The organism is Pseudoxanthomonas sp. YR558 (assembly GCF_900116385.1).
In the GTDB taxonomy this organism is placed as follows: Bacteria; Pseudomonadota; Gammaproteobacteria; order Xanthomonadales; family Xanthomonadaceae; genus Pseudoxanthomonas_A.
Genome location: NZ_FPCI01000002.1, coordinates 393,030 through 407,842 on the forward strand (window position 1 = coordinate 393,030; position 14,813 = coordinate 407,842).

Genomic DNA, 14,813 nt, shown 5'->3' on the forward strand with positions numbered 1-14,813 from the left:
ACGGCCGCTTACCGCCGCGCGCGTAGCGTGGCATTCGCAAGGAGGTGACCGATGAACCAGGCACCCGCGCATCTGTACACCCGCCAGGACGACATCGCCCGCATGGAGGCGCTGGTCCTGCAGTTGCCCGACGAAGCGGTGGTGGAACTGCACCTCGCCGACGGCGGATCGATCACCGGCGTGGTCACCACGCGGCCCAGCGTGCAGGTCTTCCGCGACGGCGACGGCCACGAAGGTTTCAACGCGGTGGTCCGCATCGACGACCGCAAGCGCCCGGACGTCACCCACTACCTGTGGCTGGACCGGATCGCGTCGGTGACGGCGCTGGGGTCGGCCTGATGCCGCAGCTGCCCACCAGCGACATCGACTGCCCGTACTGCGGCGAGACGATCACGCTGGTGGTCGACGATTCGGCCGGCGACCAGCAGTACGTCGAGGACTGCCACGTCTGCTGCAAGCCGATCGAAGTGCGCGTGAGCGTCTACGAGGACGGCGGCATCGACGTGGTCGCCTGGGGACAGGACGAGGCCTGAGCCGTTGACGCGGCGTTCGCGCGTGCGTGCCTAGGCTCGCCGCCATCGTCCGGAGCGCGTGCCATGTCGCCGATCCGCTGTCTGCTGCCGCTGGTGTTGCTGGGCTGCCTGTCCTGCACGGGGCACGCGCAATCGCCCGCGGAGACCGGCCCGCAGCCGACGCTGCCGGCGCCGGAAAAGCGCTGGATTCCCACCGTCAACGTCGCGCCGGCGGTGGGCTGGCCGAACGGCACTGCACCCACCCCCGCGCCGGGTTTGGACGTGACCGCGTTCGCGCGCGGACTGGATCATCCGCGCTGGTTGTACGTGTTGCCGAATGGCGACGTGCTGGTCGCCGAGACCAACGCGCCGCCGAAGCCGGCCGAAAAGAAAGGCCTGCGCACGTGGTTCATGAAGCGCACGATGAAGAAGGCCGGCGCGGCGACGCCCAGCGCCAACCGCATCACCCTGCTGCGCGATGCCGACGGCGATGGCGCCGCCGAACTGCGCACGGCGTTCCTCACCGATCTCTCTTCGCCGTTCGGCATGGCCCTCGTCGGCGAGCGGCTGTACATCGCCAATGCCGATGCCATCGTCAGCGTGCCGTACCGCGTGGGGCAGACCGCGAGCGATGCGACGCCGGTGAAGCTGGTCGACCTGCCCGGTGGGCCGCTCAACCACCACTGGACCAAGAGCCTGCTGGCGAGCGCCGATGGGCGGCATCTCTATGTCGGCGTGGGCTCCAACAGCAACGTCGGCGAGAACGGCCTGGCGATGGAAGCCGATCGCGCGGCCATCCTGCAGGTCGACGTGGCGAGCGGCGCGCGCCGCGTGTTCGCGTCGGGCCTGCGCAATCCGGTCGGCCTGGCCTGGGAGCCGAAGCGCGGCGCGCTGTGGACCGTCGTCAACGAGCGCGACGAGCTCGGTGATGCGCTGGTGCCGGACTACCTGACCTCAGTGCGCGAAGGCGCGTTCTATGGATGGCCGTACAGCTACTACGGCCAGCATGTGGATACGCGCGTACAGCCGCCACGTCCGGATCGGGTCGCGTCGGCGATTGCGCCGGACTATGCGCTGGGCGCGCACGTCGCCGCACTGGGGCTGGCCTTCCACGATGGCGCGGGCTGGCCGGCAGCGCTGCAGGGCGGCGCCTTGATCGGCGAGCACGGATCGTGGAACCGGCGCGCGCCGGCCGGCTACAGGCTGGTGTTCGTGCGCTTCGCCGACGGACGTCCGCAGGGCGCGCCGGTCGACGTGCTGACCGGCTTCCTCGATGCCGACGGCAACGCGCGCGGCCGCCCGGTGGGGGTGGCCGTGGACGTGCGCGGCGGCGTGCTGCTGGCCGACGATGTCGGCAACGTGGTCTGGCGGGTGGCGCCGGCCCGGAGGCCGTAACGCGCGCATCGCGGCGGGTCGGCGTATGCTCGGCCCCGGTCCGACAACCAACCCTGGGGAGGGGAGATGAACACGACCACCACCGTTGTACCCAAGCGCTCGCTCGGTTTCTGGATCATCGGCCTGTTCGCGCTGGTCTGGAACCTGATCGGCGTGGCCATGTGGTACATGCAGGTCAACATGTCCGCCGAACAGTTGGCGGCGATGACCGAGGCCCAGCGCCAGGTCTACGAGGCCACGCCCGGCTGGCTCAATATCGCCTTCGCGGTGGCGGTGTTCGCCGGCGTGTTGGGTGCGCTGGGATTGCTGTTGAAGAAGCGCTGGGCAGGGACCCTGTTCCTGCTGTCGCTGATCGCCCTGCTGGTGCAGATGATCGGCGCCTACGTGGTGACACCGGCGTGGGCCGCCTATGGTCCCGTGGGACTGGTGATGCCGGCGGTATTGCTGGTGATCGCGCTGTTCCTGCTGTGGTACGCCAACAAGGCGCAGGCGCGCGGCTGGCTGTCCTGAGCGTCGCTCGATAAAGAAAAAGCCGCCGGGAAACCGGCGGCTTTTTTCATGCCGAGAGGAGCTTCGTAGGGTGGGCCCTGGCCCACCATCACCCTCAATGCCATCCATCGCGGGCGATCCGGCACGGCGGCGGTGGGCCAAGGCCCACCCTACGTCCATCGTTATGCCTCGACGTCTTCCAGGTCCACGCCGATGAAACCGCCGGACTGGCGGCGCCACAGCGCGGCGTAAAGACCGTCCTGCTGGAGCAGTTCCTCGTGGCTGCCGCTTTCGATCACGCGGCCGCCGTCCATCACGATCAGGCGGTCGAGCACGGCAATGGTGGACAGGCGGTGCGCGATGGCGATGACGGTCTTGCCTTCCATGAGCGCGTAGAGCTGTTCCTGGATGGCGGCCTCGACTTCCGAATCCAGCGCGGAGGTCGCTTCGTCCAGCACCAGAATCGGCGCGTCCTTCAGCAGCACGCGCGCGATCGCCACGCGCTGGCGCTGGCCGCCGGAGAGCTTCACGCCGCGCTCGCCCACCTGGGTGTCGTAGCCGCTGCGGCCCTTGGCATCGGTGAGCCCGCGGATGAATTCGTCGGCATGCGCGCGCTCGGAGGCCTGCAGCAGTTCCTCTTCCGTCGCGTCGGGCCGGCCGTAGCGGATGTTGTCGCGGATCGAGCGGTGCAGCAGCGAGGTGTCCTGGGTGACCATGCCGATGTTCCGGCGCAGCGATTCCTGGGTGACGTGCGCCACGTCCTGGCCGTCGATCAGGATGCGTCCGCCTTCCACGTCGTAGAAGCGCAGCAGCAGGTTCACCAGCGTCGACTTGCCGGCACCGGAGCGGCCGACGATGCCGACCTTCTCGCCTGGCTGGATCACCAGCGACAGGTCGTCAATCACCTTGGCCTCGCGGCCGTAGTGGAACTTCACGTGGTCGAAGCGGATCTCGCCATGCGCGACGTCCAAGTCCTTCGCGTCCTTGGTGTCGGCGATGGCCAGCGGCTGCGCCAGCGTGCCCATGCCGTCCTCGACGGTGCCGATGTTCTCGAACAGCCCGGCGACTTCCCACAGGATCCAGTCCGACATCGAGCGGATGCGCATCACCAGGGCGATGGCCACGGCGATCGCGCCCATCGAGATCGACGACTGCAGCCAGGCCCAGATCGCCACACCGGCCACGCTGGCCAGCAGGAACGCATTGAGCGTGTGCAGGCTGACGGTCAGCTGGGTGACCAGCCGCATCTGCGCATGCACGGTGACCATGAATTCGTCCATGGCGCCGCGGGCGTAGTCCTGTTCGCGCATGGTGTGGGCGAACAGCTTGATGGTCTGGATGTTGGTATAGCTGTCGACGATGCGGCCGGTCATCTGCGCGCGCGCATCCGACTGCGCCATCGACACCTTCTGCAGGCGCGGCACGAAGTGGAACACCAGCAGCAGGTAGCTGACCAGCCAGACCACCAGCGGCAGCACCAGCCACACGTCGGCCTGCGCCACCAGCACCACCGTGCCGACGAAGTAGACGACGACGTAGACGAACACGTCCATCAGCTTCATCACCGTCTCGCGGATCGACAACGCGGTCTGCATGACCTTCTGCGAAATGCGGCCGGCGAACTCATCCTGGAAGAAGCCCACGCTCTGCCGCAGCAGATAACGGTGCGACAGCCAGCGGGCGATCATCGGGTAGTTGCCGAAGATGGTCTGGTGGATGATCAGCGACTGCACCAGCACCAGCAGCGGGTAGGCCACCAGCACCAGCACGCCCATCCACAGCAGCTTCTGGCCATGCACCTGCAGGAAGCTGTCGCGGCCGGTGCTGCCCATCCAGTCGACCAGCTGGCCCATGTAGTCGAAGAAGGTGATCTCCAGCGCGGAGATCACGCCGGTCAGCACCGACATCGCCACCAGCCACGGCAGCAGCGGCCGCGAGTAGTGCAGCAGGAACGGCAGCAGCTTCCGCGGCGGCGTGCTCGGCTCGCCCTTCGGATACGGATTGATGCGGGTTTCGAAGAATCGGAACATCGGGTCGGTCCATCGTGGGCGCGCATCGGCGCGCCGGGGAAAACGTACCGGCTCAGCCGGCGGGATAGGGCCAGGCCGCGCGCGCCTGGCGGAGCGCGTGGCCGTACCAGGCGAGCTGGTCCAGCATGCGGCGGGCGGCGCGTTCGCTGGCGTCGCCTTCGTGCGGCCTGCCTCCGGTGTCGAAACGGTCCCACGCCTGGCTGAAATACACGCCATCGCGGATCGGCACCGCGTGCAGGCCGGAGAACACCTGCCGCAACTGTTCCGCCGCGCGGACGCCGCCGCTGTGGCCCCCATAGGCGACGAACGCGACCGGTTTGGCCTGCCAGTGGGCCTGGACCGAATCGATCACGAATTTCAACGCGGATGGATAGCCATGATTGTACTCCGGCACCACCACCACGAAGGCGTCGGCGCGCCAGACGCGTTGTTGCAGATTCACCAGGTCGGCACTCGGTGCGCCGCCGTGGCGGTGCGGAAGATCGAGCAGGGCGGGATCGATGGCGTCGACGGTGTAGTCGCGCCGCGAGGCCAGCTGCGTGCGCAACCAGTCGGCGACGGTGTCGCAGAAACGGCCTTCGCGCGTGCTGCCATACAGCAGGGCCAGGTGGAGAGGGTCGGACATGGACGCTGCGCTTGCCAGGACGGGGAAACGCAGGGTAGAACCTCAACCATTCTTGAGGTCAATGCACCATGCCCGGAAAACAGCATTCCCCCCAGCATCCTCCCATCGAAACGGAGCTCACCGTCGGCCAGGTGGCCGCGCGCGCGGGCGTCGCCATCTCCACGCTGCACTTCTACGAATCCAAGGGCCTGATCCACAGTTGGCGCAACGCCGGCAACCAGCGCCGCTATCCGCGCGAAGTGTTGCGCCGCGTGGCGGTCATCAAGGTGGCGCAGCGCACCGGCATTCCGCTGGCAGAGATCCAGGCCGCGCTGTCGTCGCTGCCGGAGAACCGCACGCCGACCGCCGCCGACTGGAAGAAACTCTCCGCGCGCTGGCACGCCGCGCTCGATGCGCGGATCGCCAGCCTCACCCGCCTGCGCGACCAGCTCGACGGCTGCATCGGCTGCGGCTGCCTGTCGTTGAAGGCCTGCCCGCTGCGTAATCCGTGGGACGAACTGGGCGAGGACGGGCCGGGTGCGCGGTTGCTGGAAGCGGAGGGCTGACGCGATGGATCTGGCGCTCTTCGACTTCGACGGCACGCTGACCACGCGCGAGACGTTTCCGGATTTCATGCGCTACGCCGTCGCGCGGCCGCGGCTGCTGGTCGGCGGCGTGCTGCTGGCACCGGTGGTGTTCGGCTATCGCCGGGGTTGGATAGCCGGCAATCCAACCCGCGCCAGCATCGTGCAGGTGGGATTGCGCGGTGTGGATGCCTCGCGCCTGCGTGTGCAGGGCGAAGCTTTCGCGCGCGAGGTGCTGCCGGACGTGCTGCGTCCGGAGGCGATGGCGCGCCTGGCGTGGCACCGCGAGCGCGGCGATCGCATCGTCGTGGTGTCGGGTGGGCTGGATGTCTATCTCGCGCCGTGGTGCGCAACGCAAGGCGTCGAACTGCTGTGTTCGGTGTTGGCCGAACGCAATGGGCGCATCACCGGCTATGCCGGGGCGCAATGCGTCGGTGAGGAGAAGGTGCGCCGGGTGCGCGCGCTGTGCGACCCGCAGGCCTACGCCGCTATTCACGCTTACGGCGATACGCACGAAGACAACGCCATGCTGGCGATGGCGCATCACCGGACCTATCGCGGGCATTCCGTGGCCTGACGGCTCTGCTTTTTTGTAGGAGCGACGTCAGTCGCGACCGCAAACCTCGCATGTCGTGGCGCTTTCTCCGTGCGAACCACCTACGCATCCATCCTGATCGTTCCACAGAGCGGCGGGCGTGCGGTCGCGACTGACGTCGCTCCTACAGAGAAGCGGTCAGTCCACGGGAAGGCTGCGCTGTTCCTCGCTGCTTTGCGCCCCCAGCTCGATCAGCCGCATGACGTCCAGCGCCTGCTGCGGCGTGACCGGCGGTGCGGTGCCCTGCAGGACGGCATCGCGGAACGCGGCGTAGTAGCGGCGATAGTCGCCTGCCTCGGCATGGGCGACTTCCGCGACCAGCCGTCCCTCGCGCTCGCGCACGAGTTCGCCCGCGCGCGTGTCCACGCCCCAGCCCGGCGCGCCGGGTACCACGCCCGCGCGCAGTTGGTCCTCCTGCACATCCAGCCCGTGCTTGAGGTAGCTGCCGCGCGTACCGTGCACGGCGAAGCGCAACCCATTCCCCGCCACCAGCGTGCCCGCATGCAGGTGCACGCGGTGGGTGGGATAGCGCAGGGTCGCGTGGGCGTAGTCCGGCGCCTGCGCACCGTCGCGCAGCCGCGCTATGTCGGCGCTGATCGCCTCCGGCAGCCCGAACAGCTGCACCGCCTGGTCGATCAGGTGCGGCCCCAGGTCATACCAGAGGCCGCCGCCGGGCGCGTCGTGTTCGCGCCAACGGTCCTGCACGACGGGGCGGAAACGGTCGAAGTGCGAATGGAATTCCGCCACGCGGCCGAGCGTGCCGTCGCCGACCAGGCGCTGCACGGTCAGGAAGTCCGCATCCCAGCGACGGTTCTGGAACACGCTGACGAGGCGGCCCGCACGGCGGGCGGCTTCGATGACATCGCGCGCTTCCGCCAACGTCACCGTGAACGGCTTGTCGACAACCACGTGCTTGCCGCGTTCCAGCGCGGCGATCGCCAGCGGCGCGTGTGAGGCATTGGGCGATGCGATCACCACCACGTCGACGGCAGGATCGGCGAAGGCCGCATCGGCGTCACCGACCACCTGCACATCAGGCCAGTCCGCGTGCACCTTGCCGGCGTCGCGCGAGACGACGGTGTGCAGGGCGAAACCAGGCGTCGCCTCGATCAGTGGCGCATGGAACACCCTGCCGACGAAGCCGTAGCCGATGAGGGCGACGCGAAGGGGAGTGATCATGCGAAGGCGTGCGAAGAGAAGGTGAGGACATCTTAGGCGCTTCGCGCATGTTGATCACGCGTGCACGTGCATGAACCCCGCGCAACACGTAACTGAATGCCACGGTCTCTTTCACGTGCGCTGTACGGCGGCGCACGGAGACTGGCATCGCGATACGAAAAGGAGGAACTCCATGAAGACTGCCAACCATCGTTCGTTGCTGACCGCCGCCCTCGCGACGGCGTTGTTGTTCTCCGCCGGCCATGCGCTCGCGGACAATCCGCCACCGAACGAGCCCGAGGAGAATACGCAGAACGACTCCTCGCAGCCCGTGGGCGATGCCTGGATCACCACCAAGGTGAAGGCCGACCTGTTGGCCACCGAGAACGTTTCGGGCCTCGATATCAAGGTCGAAACCGTTGATGGCGTGGTGACCCTGACCGGCGCCGTCGCCAACCAGGCGCAGAAGGACAAGGCGGTCGCGGTCGCCAAGCAAATCAAGGGCGTGACCCGCGTCGATGCCAGCGGCCTGACGCTCGCCTCGAAGTAATCCCCCGACAGGGTGTGGCACGGAGCGGGCGTATCCCAACGTAGGATGCGCCCGCTCCTTCATGAAGGGCGCGGCGCGCCGCGCGCAGCAAGGCTGTCCATCCGTTTCAAGGAGCGAACCCATGAACCGTCTTTCCGTGATGCGCGGTGTGTTGGCCGTGTCGCTCGTCCTCGGCGGCGCCGTAGCCCATGCCGCCGAGCCGGTAACCTCGGTCCCGCAACTCGATATCTCCCGCTACGCGGGCCAGTGGTACGAGATCGCGCATCTGCCGATGTCGTTCCAGAAGCAGTGCGTGGGCGACATCACCGCACGCTACTCACTCGATGCCCCCGGCAAGGTCGGCGTGCTCAACGCGTGCAAGACGAAGGACGGCGGCACCGACCAGGCGCAGGGCACCGCGCGGCCGGTGCAGGGCCATCCTGGCCGCCTCGAGGTGCGCTTCGCGCCGGAATGGCTGTCGTGGCTGCCCTGGGTATGGGCCGACTACTGGGTGATCGCACTCGACCCCGGTTACCAGTGGGCTGTCGTGGGCGAGCCGGATCGCGACTACCTATGGATCCTGTCGCGCGAACCGTCGATGGATCGCACCCAGTTCGAACAGCTCAAGGCGAAAGCCGAGGCCATGGGATACGACCTGTCGCCGCTGATCGTGGCGGCGCCGCTGCGGTAGCGGTACTGCCTGTATAGGAGCGACGTAAGTCGCGACCGAAACAACGCAACCACCCGGATCAGGAAGCATGCATTCGGCCGCAGTATCGGCCGTTGTGGCGTGCGGTCGCGACTTACGTCGCTCCTACAAGGGTGGCGCGGCGCTCAGAACCGCTGCGTGTAGCGGAACTGCAGGAAGTTCTCGCCCGGGTTCGGATTCTTGATCCGGCCGTTGGAGAAATGCTGGAATCGCAGCGACCACTCGTGCTGCTGGTCGGCGCCGAAACGCTTGCCTAGGGCGATGTGGTCGCCGAAGTTGAAGGTGGTGCTGAATTCCTTCTTCCGGGTGTCGTACTTGGGGAAGATGACGTTCAGGCCGATGCCGCCCTCGACGAACCAGCCGTTGTCCCAGCCGTTCGGGCGCCAGCGCAGCGCGGGGGTCACGCCCACCTGCGTGCTGTTCTGGCTGTCGCTGTGCCAGCGTGCGACTTCGCCCTGCCACTGACCGCTGATGTGACCGTAGCGGTACTGCTTCTCCCACTGCCAATCGCGGCTCATGCCGACGGTCAGCGATTGCGCGTCCTCGGCGACACCGCCCTGCACGTACCACGCGCTACGCGGCTCGGCGGCGAAGGCCTGTGTTGTTGCGGCGGCCAGCAGCAACCCGAACACCGGGCGGAGCACGGAGCGGCGGAGAAGGGGCGAGGGGATCGAAGCAGGGTTTGCAGCGTTACGGTGTGCAGCGGACACGGATGACACTCGGAAGGAGAAAAGGGGCCGCGCCCGGGGGCGCGGCATTCGCTGGATCATCGGGGAAGGTGCGTGATGGCCGATTCAAGGCTGCACGGCGAGGGCAGCCGCTACGTCTTGCTCGCCCCAGCCACCCAGCGACTTGTAGATCGCCACTACCCCGACATTGACGCCGGCCTCGGCTTGCGCAAGCGCATCATCCGCAGCGAGCTGCGTGCGCTGGGCGTCCAGCAGGGTGAGGAAGTCCGACGAGCCGGCACGATACCGGACTTCGGCCAGCTCTGCTGCACGGCGCGCGGCAACGGATTGTTCCAGCCGGAATTTCAGCTGGGCCTGCTGCTTGGCATAGGACAGCAGTGCGTTTTCCGTATCTTCCAGCGCGCCCAGCACGGTCTTCTCGTACTGCGCGGCCACGCCGTCGGCCTGGGCTTCGCTCGCGCGCAGGCGTGCACGCACGCTGCCCATGTCGAACGCGGCCCAGCTGATCGAGGGCGTTACCTGCCAGGCACGATTGTCGCCGTTGAACAGGTTGCCCCAGCCGCCGGACAGGAAACCGACGAAGCCGCGCAAACTCACCCGCGGGAACAAGTCTGCAGTGGCGACGCCCACGCGCGCCGTGGCTGCGGCCAGGCGACGTTCGGCGGCGCGCACGTCCGGCCGCTGGCGCAGCAGCTCGGTGGTGTCGCCGATCGGCAAGGCCTTGGCGAATGCCGGGGCCTCGCGCGGGGCGAGCAGGGCATCGAGTTCACCGGGGCGCTTGCCGACCAGCACCGCGAGGCGATGGCGCGACTGCCCTTCGGCGGTCTCCAGCAGCGGCACCTCGGCCTCGACCGCCTTCACGCGGGCGAGGCTGCTCTGCACGTCCAGTTGGCTACCGGCGCCGAGGTCGAAGCGCGACTCGGTCAGGCGCTGGGTCTCGCCCAGGCTGACCAGGATCCGCCGTGCGACGTCCAACCGCTTCTGCGTACCGCGCAACTCGAAATAGTTGCGCGCTACTTCCGCGGCCACGGTCACCTGCGCCGCCTGCAGATCATTGCGCTGCGCCTGCAGGTCCGCATGCGCGGCCTCGGCACTGCGGCGCACGCGACCGAACAGGTCCAGTTCCCAGGCCGCGTCGAAGCCGGCCGAGTAGCTGTCGGTCTCCACACGGCCCTGGCCCTCGACGGGCTGCTTGGTGCGGGTGCCTTCCACGCCGGCGGTCACGTGCGGCGCCAGGTCCCAGCGCCGTTCGGAGAACACCGCGCGGGCTTCGTCCACGCGCGAGACCGCGATGCGCACATCGGGGTTGGCGAGCAGCGATTCGCGTACCAGCTGGTCGAGCACCGGGTCGTCGAACTGGCTCCACCACGCGGCGACCGGATGGTCGGCCACGTATTCGGCGGCGCCCGCGTGTTGCAGCGTGGCGGGCGCGGTCTGCGGCGCCACGTAGTCGGGACCCACGGTGACGCAACCGGCCAGCACCACCGACGCGACGGCGATGACGAGCGGACGGATCACCATGGCAGCACCTGGTCGAAGTAGTAGTAGCCACCGGTCGGGCCGTCGTTGCCGATCAGCGCGAGTTGCACGCTGGTGCGCGCGCCTTCCGGCACGGACAGCTCGCCGTTCTGCTGGTCGCCGGACTTGTTCATGTCGGTCTGCACGTAACCCGGGTGGATGGTGTTGACCTTGATGCCGGTCTCCTTCAGCTCGTGGGCCAGGTGCACGGTCCACGCGTTCACCGCGCTCTTGGAGACGTTGTAGGCCGGCACGCCCTTGAACTCGTAGATGAAGGACGCCGGATTCTGGTGCTCGGAGATCGAGCCCAGCAGGCTGGACACATTGACGATGCGGCCGGCATCGGACTTGCGCAGCAGCGGCAGGAACGCCTGGGTGGTTTCGATCAGGCCGAACACGTTGGTGTCGAAGGTGGTGCGCCAGGTCTGCAGCGACTGGCCGGAGACGCCCTTCGTCGCGTCGTCGACCAGGATGCCGGCGTTGTTGACCAGGATGTCGAGCTTGCCGTGGCGCTGCTCGACCTCCTTGACGGCGGCCGCGATGCTGGCGGCGTCGGTGACGTCCAGCGCGATCGCTTCCACCGGCAGACCCTGGGCCTGCAGGTCGAGGACGGCTTCGACGGCCTTGTCGCGGTTGCGACCGGCGAGGATCGTGTGCACGCCGGCTTCGGCGAGCTGGCGGACGGTCTCGCGACCGATGCCGCGGGTGGCGCCGGTGACGAGGGCGATCTTGGAAGAAACGTTCATGGCATGACCTCGTGGGAGTTGGGGGATTGGATCAGGGGTGCGTCGTCGCCGTGTCGGCGACGGGCGCGTGGGAAACCAGCGGACGATTGGCCAGCTTGCGCAGGGCCACGTAGAAAACAGGCGTCAGGAACAGGCCGAACAGGGTGACGCCCAGCATGCCGGCGAACACCGTGATGCCGGTGACGGAGCGCACCTCGGCGCCCGCGCCGCTGGACAGCACCAGCGGCACGGTGCCGGCGATGAACGCCACCGACGTCATGATGATCGGACGCAGGCGCAAGCGACAGGATTCCAGTGCGGATTCGATGATGCCCTTGCCCTGCAGCTCCAGCTCGCGGGCGAACTCGACGATCAGGATGGCGTTCTTGCACGCCAGGCCCATCAGCACCACCAGGCCCACCTGCACGAACACGTTGTTGTCGCCGCCCACCAGCCACACGCCGGCCAGCGCGGACAGCAGCGTCATCGGCACGATCAGGATCACCGCCAGCGGCAGCGTCCAGCTTTCGTACAGCGCGGCCAGCACCAGGAAGGCCAGCAGGACGGCCAGCGGGAACACCACCAGCGCGGCCTTGCCCTGGGTCGCCTGCTGGTAGCTCAGGTCGCTCCAGTCGATGCCCATGCCGGTCGGCAGCACCTGCTGCGCCAGTTCGGTGACCTTGGCCATCGCCTCGCCCGACGACAGGATGCGCGGGTCGGCTTCACCCAGCAGGTCGGCGGCCGGATAGCCATTGAAGCGGATCACCGGATCGGGGCCGTAGGTCTGCTTGATGTTCACCATGCTGCCGATCGGCACCATCTCGCCGTTGGCGTTGCGGGTACGCAGGTTGGCGATGTCCTCGACGTTGTCGCGGAACGGACCGTCGGCCTGCGCGATCACCTGCCAGGTACGGCCGAACATGTTGAAGTCGTTGACGTAGGCCGAACCCAGGTAGGTCTGCAGCGTGTCGAACAGCTCGGTCAGCGGCACGCCCTGCGCCTTGGCCTTCACGCGGTCGACTTCGGCGTCCAGCTGCGGCACGTTGGCCTGGTAGCTGCTGATCGGGAAGCCCAGGCCCGGCGTCTGCGACGCCGCACCCTGGAAGGCCTGCACCGCGCTCTGCAGTTCACCGTAGCCCAGGCGCGTGCGGTCCTCGATGAAGAGCGACCAGCCCGAGCCGTTGCCCAGTCCCTGGATCGGCGGCGGCATGAAGGCGAAGGTGAAGCCCTCCTGGATGCCGGCGAACTTCTGGTTCAGTTCCGCGGTGATGTCTTCGGCGCTGCGCGAGCGCTCGTTGAACGGCTTCAGGGTGAAGAACACCACGCCGTTGTTCGGCGTATTGGTGAACTGCAGCGGGTTCAAGCCGGGGAACGCGACCTCGTGCTCGACGCCTTCCACCTGCATGGCGATGGCGGCCATCTTCTTCAGGGTGGCGTCGGTGCGCTCGATCGAGGCGCCTTCGGGCATCTTCACGCCGGCGATCAGGTACTGCTTGTCCTGCACCGGGATGAAGCCGGCCGGCACTGCGCGGAACACCAGGGCTGCGCCCACCAGCAGCACGGCGTACACCACGAACACCGCGCCGCGACGGCCCAGCGTGCGGCCCACTGCGCCTTCATAGCGCTCGGAGTTGCGCTTGAAGAAGCGGTTGAACGGACGGAACAGCCAGCCGAACAGGCCATCGATCACGCGCGACAGGCGATCCTTCGGCGCGTCGTGCGGCTTCAGCAGCTTGGCGGCCAGCGCCGGCGACAGGGTCAGCGAATTGATCGCCGAGATCACCGTGGAGATGGCGATGGTCACCGCGAACTGCTTGTAGAACTGACCGGTGACACCGGTCAGGAAGGCCATCGGCACGAACACCGCGCATAGCACCAGCGCGATCGCGATGATCGGCCCGGAGACTTCCTTCATCGCCAGGTGCGCGGCTTCGAGCGGGGTCGCACCATGTTCGATGTGGCGCTCCACGTTCTCGACCACCACGATGGCGTCGTCCACCACGATGCCGATCGCCAACACCAGGCCGAACAGGGTCAGCGTGTTGATCGAATAGCCCAGCAGGTGGAGGACGGCGAACGTACCCACCACCGACACCGGCACCGCCAGCAGCGGGATGATCGAGGCGCGCCAGGTCTGCAGGAACAGGATCACCACCAGCACCACCAGCAGGGTGGCTTCCAGCAGCGTGGTGATCACCGACTTGATCGAGTCGCGCACGAATACGGTGGTGTCGTAGATCGACTGGATCTCGACGCCCGGCGGCAGGGTCGGACGGATGTCGTCCATCTTCGCCACCACGGCATCGCGGATCTCGAGCGCGTTCGCGCCCGGCGCCTGGAAGATGCCGATCGCCGAGGCGTTCTTGCCGTCCAGGCGCGCGCGCAGCGTGTAGTCGCCGGCGGCCAGCTCGATGCGGGCCACGTCGGCCAGGCGCACGATCTCGCCATCGGTGCCGCTCTTCAGCACGATGTTGCCGAATTCCTCGACGGTCTCCAGGCGGCCCTTGGCGTTGATCGGCAGCAGGAAGTCGCTGCCGTTCGGCATCGGTTCCGCGCCCAGCTGGCCGGCCGAGACCTGCACGTTCTGCTCGCGCACGGCGCGCAGTACGTCGCTGGCCGTCATGCCGCGCGAGGCGACCTTGTCGGGGTCCAGCCACAGGCGCATGGCGTAGTCGCCGCCGCCGAACTGCTGCGCGTCGCCGACGCCGGGGATGCGCGCCAGTTCGTCCTTCACGTGCAGGCGCATGTAGTTGCGCAGGTACAGCGAGTCGTACTTGCCGTCCTTGGAGGTCAGGTGGACCACCATCAGGAAGACCGGCGACTGCTTCTGCGTGGTCACGCCCTGCCGGCGCACGTCTTCGGGCAGGCGTGCCTGTGCCTGCGCCACGCGGTTCTGCACGCGCACGGCGGCCTCGTCCGGGTCGGTGCCCGGCTTGAAGGTCACGGTCAGCGAGAGCACGCCGTCGGAGCCGGCGACGGACTTGATGTACATCATGTCCTCGACGCCGTTGATCGCTTCCTCGAGCGGCGTGGCGACGGTTTCGGCGATCACCTTCGGGTTGGCGCCGGGATACACCGTGCGCACGACGACCGAGGGCGGCACCACTTCGGGGTACTCGCCGATCGGCAGCAGCGGGATCGAGATCAGGCCGGCGGCGAAGATCACGATCGACAGCACGGCGGCGAAGATCGGCCGGTCGATGAAGAATCTTGAGAAGTCCATGGGTGGATTTCCTGGAAAGAAGAAAGAGCGTCCCCGCCACCTGCCGCGTCAGC

General features: G+C 67.7%; 15 protein-coding genes. 8 read left to right on the forward strand and 7 right to left on the reverse strand.

The annotated features are described in order from the left end of the window. Positions 1–51: 51 nt before the first annotated feature. From BM365_RS13385 to BM365_RS13400, 4 genes are all read left to right on the forward strand, one after another. The gene (locus tag BM365_RS13385) at positions 52–339 is read left to right on the forward strand and encodes a DUF3247 family protein (RefSeq protein WP_056881761.1); all 288 of its coding nucleotides are present in this window, start codon (positions 52–54) and stop codon (positions 337–339) included. After that, on the forward strand, positions 339–533 hold the full coding sequence (locus BM365_RS13390) for a CPXCG motif-containing cysteine-rich protein (RefSeq protein ID WP_056881760.1): 195 nt from the start codon (positions 339–341) through the stop codon (positions 531–533). The genes BM365_RS13385 and BM365_RS13390 overlap by 1 nt, the downstream gene beginning before the upstream one ends. Before the next feature lie 63 nt (positions 534–596). Then, entirely contained in the window at positions 597–1,907 is a 1,311-nt protein-coding gene (locus BM365_RS13395) for a PQQ-dependent sugar dehydrogenase (RefSeq protein WP_093490037.1), read from the forward strand. A gap of 66 nt (positions 1,908–1,973) precedes the next feature. Beyond that, positions 1,974–2,417, forward strand: coding sequence for a hypothetical protein (locus tag BM365_RS13400; RefSeq protein WP_093490038.1), 444 nt, complete (start codon positions 1,974–1,976; stop codon positions 2,415–2,417). A gap of 161 nt (positions 2,418–2,578) precedes the next feature. Here the strand turns inward: BM365_RS13400 and BM365_RS13405 are convergent, their stop codons facing one another. Next, positions 2,579–4,426, reverse strand: coding sequence for an ABC transporter ATP-binding protein (locus tag BM365_RS13405; protein ID WP_093490039.1), 1,848 nt, complete (start codon positions 4,424–4,426; stop codon positions 2,579–2,581). Between the two features lie 52 nt (positions 4,427–4,478). Then, the gene (locus tag BM365_RS13410; RefSeq protein ID WP_093490040.1) at positions 4,479–5,051 is read right to left on the reverse strand and encodes an NADPH-dependent FMN reductase; all 573 of its coding nucleotides are present in this window, start codon (positions 5,049–5,051) and stop codon (positions 4,479–4,481) included. Positions 5,052–5,119: 68 nt separating this feature from the next. Between BM365_RS13410 and soxR the strand changes: the two genes are divergently transcribed. Both soxR and BM365_RS13420 read left to right on the forward strand, forming a co-directional pair. After that, positions 5,120–5,596 (forward strand): redox-sensitive transcriptional activator SoxR, encoded by a 477-nt coding sequence (gene soxR, locus BM365_RS13415; RefSeq protein WP_093490041.1) that lies wholly within the window; start codon positions 5,120–5,122, stop codon positions 5,594–5,596. A gap of 4 nt (positions 5,597–5,600) precedes the next feature. Beyond that, positions 5,601–6,191 (forward strand): HAD family hydrolase, encoded by a 591-nt coding sequence (locus tag BM365_RS13420; protein ID WP_093490042.1) that lies wholly within the window; start codon positions 5,601–5,603, stop codon positions 6,189–6,191. Between the two features lie 156 nt (positions 6,192–6,347). On the opposite strand, the gene BM365_RS13425 is transcribed toward BM365_RS13420, so the two are convergent. Then, positions 6,348–7,388: an oxidoreductase gene (locus BM365_RS13425; protein WP_093490043.1), complete on the reverse strand. Its 1,041-nt coding sequence runs from the start codon at positions 7,386–7,388 to the stop codon at positions 6,348–6,350. 172 nt (positions 7,389–7,560) lie between these two features. On the opposite strand from BM365_RS13425, the gene BM365_RS13430 reads away from it, so the two are divergent. Beyond that, positions 7,561–7,917, forward strand: coding sequence for a BON domain-containing protein (locus tag BM365_RS13430; RefSeq protein ID WP_093490044.1), 357 nt, complete (start codon positions 7,561–7,563; stop codon positions 7,915–7,917). Between the two features lie 139 nt (positions 7,918–8,056). Next, entirely contained in the window at positions 8,057–8,587 is a 531-nt protein-coding gene (locus BM365_RS13435; RefSeq protein ID WP_233210872.1) for a lipocalin family protein, read from the forward strand. 143 nt (positions 8,588–8,730) lie between these two features. Here the strand turns inward: BM365_RS13435 and BM365_RS13440 are convergent, their stop codons facing one another. The 4 genes from BM365_RS13440 to BM365_RS13455 form a co-directional block, all read right to left on the reverse strand. Beyond that, positions 8,731–9,249 (reverse strand): acyloxyacyl hydrolase, encoded by a 519-nt coding sequence (locus tag BM365_RS13440; protein ID WP_158253482.1) that lies wholly within the window; start codon positions 9,247–9,249, stop codon positions 8,731–8,733. A gap of 150 nt (positions 9,250–9,399) precedes the next feature. Continuing rightward, the gene (locus BM365_RS13445) at positions 9,400–10,815 is read right to left on the reverse strand and encodes an efflux transporter outer membrane subunit (RefSeq protein WP_093490047.1); all 1,416 of its coding nucleotides are present in this window, start codon (positions 10,813–10,815) and stop codon (positions 9,400–9,402) included. Continuing rightward, on the reverse strand, positions 10,809–11,558 hold the full coding sequence (locus BM365_RS13450; protein WP_093490048.1) for an SDR family oxidoreductase: 750 nt from the start codon (positions 11,556–11,558) through the stop codon (positions 10,809–10,811). Before BM365_RS13450 ends, BM365_RS13445 begins: the two co-directional genes overlap by 7 nt. A 31-nt stretch (positions 11,559–11,589) precedes the next feature. Further along, positions 11,590–14,760, reverse strand: coding sequence for an efflux RND transporter permease subunit (locus tag BM365_RS13455; protein WP_093490049.1), 3,171 nt, complete (start codon positions 14,758–14,760; stop codon positions 11,590–11,592). Between the last annotated feature and the right edge of the window lie 53 nt (positions 14,761–14,813).

Coding starts and splice junctions, on each gene's coding strand:
- BM365_RS13430 (WP_093490044.1), top strand. CDS start 7,561: ATGAAGACTGCCAACCATCGTTCGTTGCTGACCGCCGCCCTCGCGACG.
- BM365_RS13425 (WP_093490043.1), bottom strand. CDS start 7,388: ATGATCACTCCCCTTCGCGTCGCCCTCATCGGCTACGGCTTCGTCGGC.
- BM365_RS13405 (WP_093490039.1), bottom strand. CDS start 4,426: ATGTTCCGATTCTTCGAAACCCGCATCAATCCGTATCCGAAGGGCGAG.
- BM365_RS13450 (WP_093490048.1), bottom strand. CDS start 11,558: ATGAACGTTTCTTCCAAGATCGCCCTCGTCACCGGCGCCACCCGCGGC.
- BM365_RS13385 (WP_056881761.1), top strand. CDS start 52: ATGAACCAGGCACCCGCGCATCTGTACACCCGCCAGGACGACATCGCC.
- BM365_RS13410 (WP_093490040.1), bottom strand. CDS start 5,051: ATGTCCGACCCTCTCCACCTGGCCCTGCTGTATGGCAGCACGCGCGAA.
- BM365_RS13455 (WP_093490049.1), bottom strand. CDS start 14,760: ATGGACTTCTCAAGATTCTTCATCGACCGGCCGATCTTCGCCGCCGTG.
- BM365_RS13400 (WP_093490038.1), top strand. CDS start 1,974: ATGAACACGACCACCACCGTTGTACCCAAGCGCTCGCTCGGTTTCTGG.
- BM365_RS13445 (WP_093490047.1), bottom strand. CDS start 10,815: ATGGTGATCCGTCCGCTCGTCATCGCCGTCGCGTCGGTGGTGCTGGCC.
- BM365_RS13435 (WP_233210872.1), top strand. CDS start 8,057: ATGCGCGGTGTGTTGGCCGTGTCGCTCGTCCTCGGCGGCGCCGTAGCC.
- BM365_RS13420 (WP_093490042.1), top strand. CDS start 5,601: ATGGATCTGGCGCTCTTCGACTTCGACGGCACGCTGACCACGCGCGAG.
- BM365_RS13390 (WP_056881760.1), top strand. CDS start 339: ATGCCGCAGCTGCCCACCAGCGACATCGACTGCCCGTACTGCGGCGAG.
- soxR (WP_093490041.1), top strand. CDS start 5,120: ATGCCCGGAAAACAGCATTCCCCCCAGCATCCTCCCATCGAAACGGAG.
- BM365_RS13395 (WP_093490037.1), top strand. CDS start 597: ATGTCGCCGATCCGCTGTCTGCTGCCGCTGGTGTTGCTGGGCTGCCTG.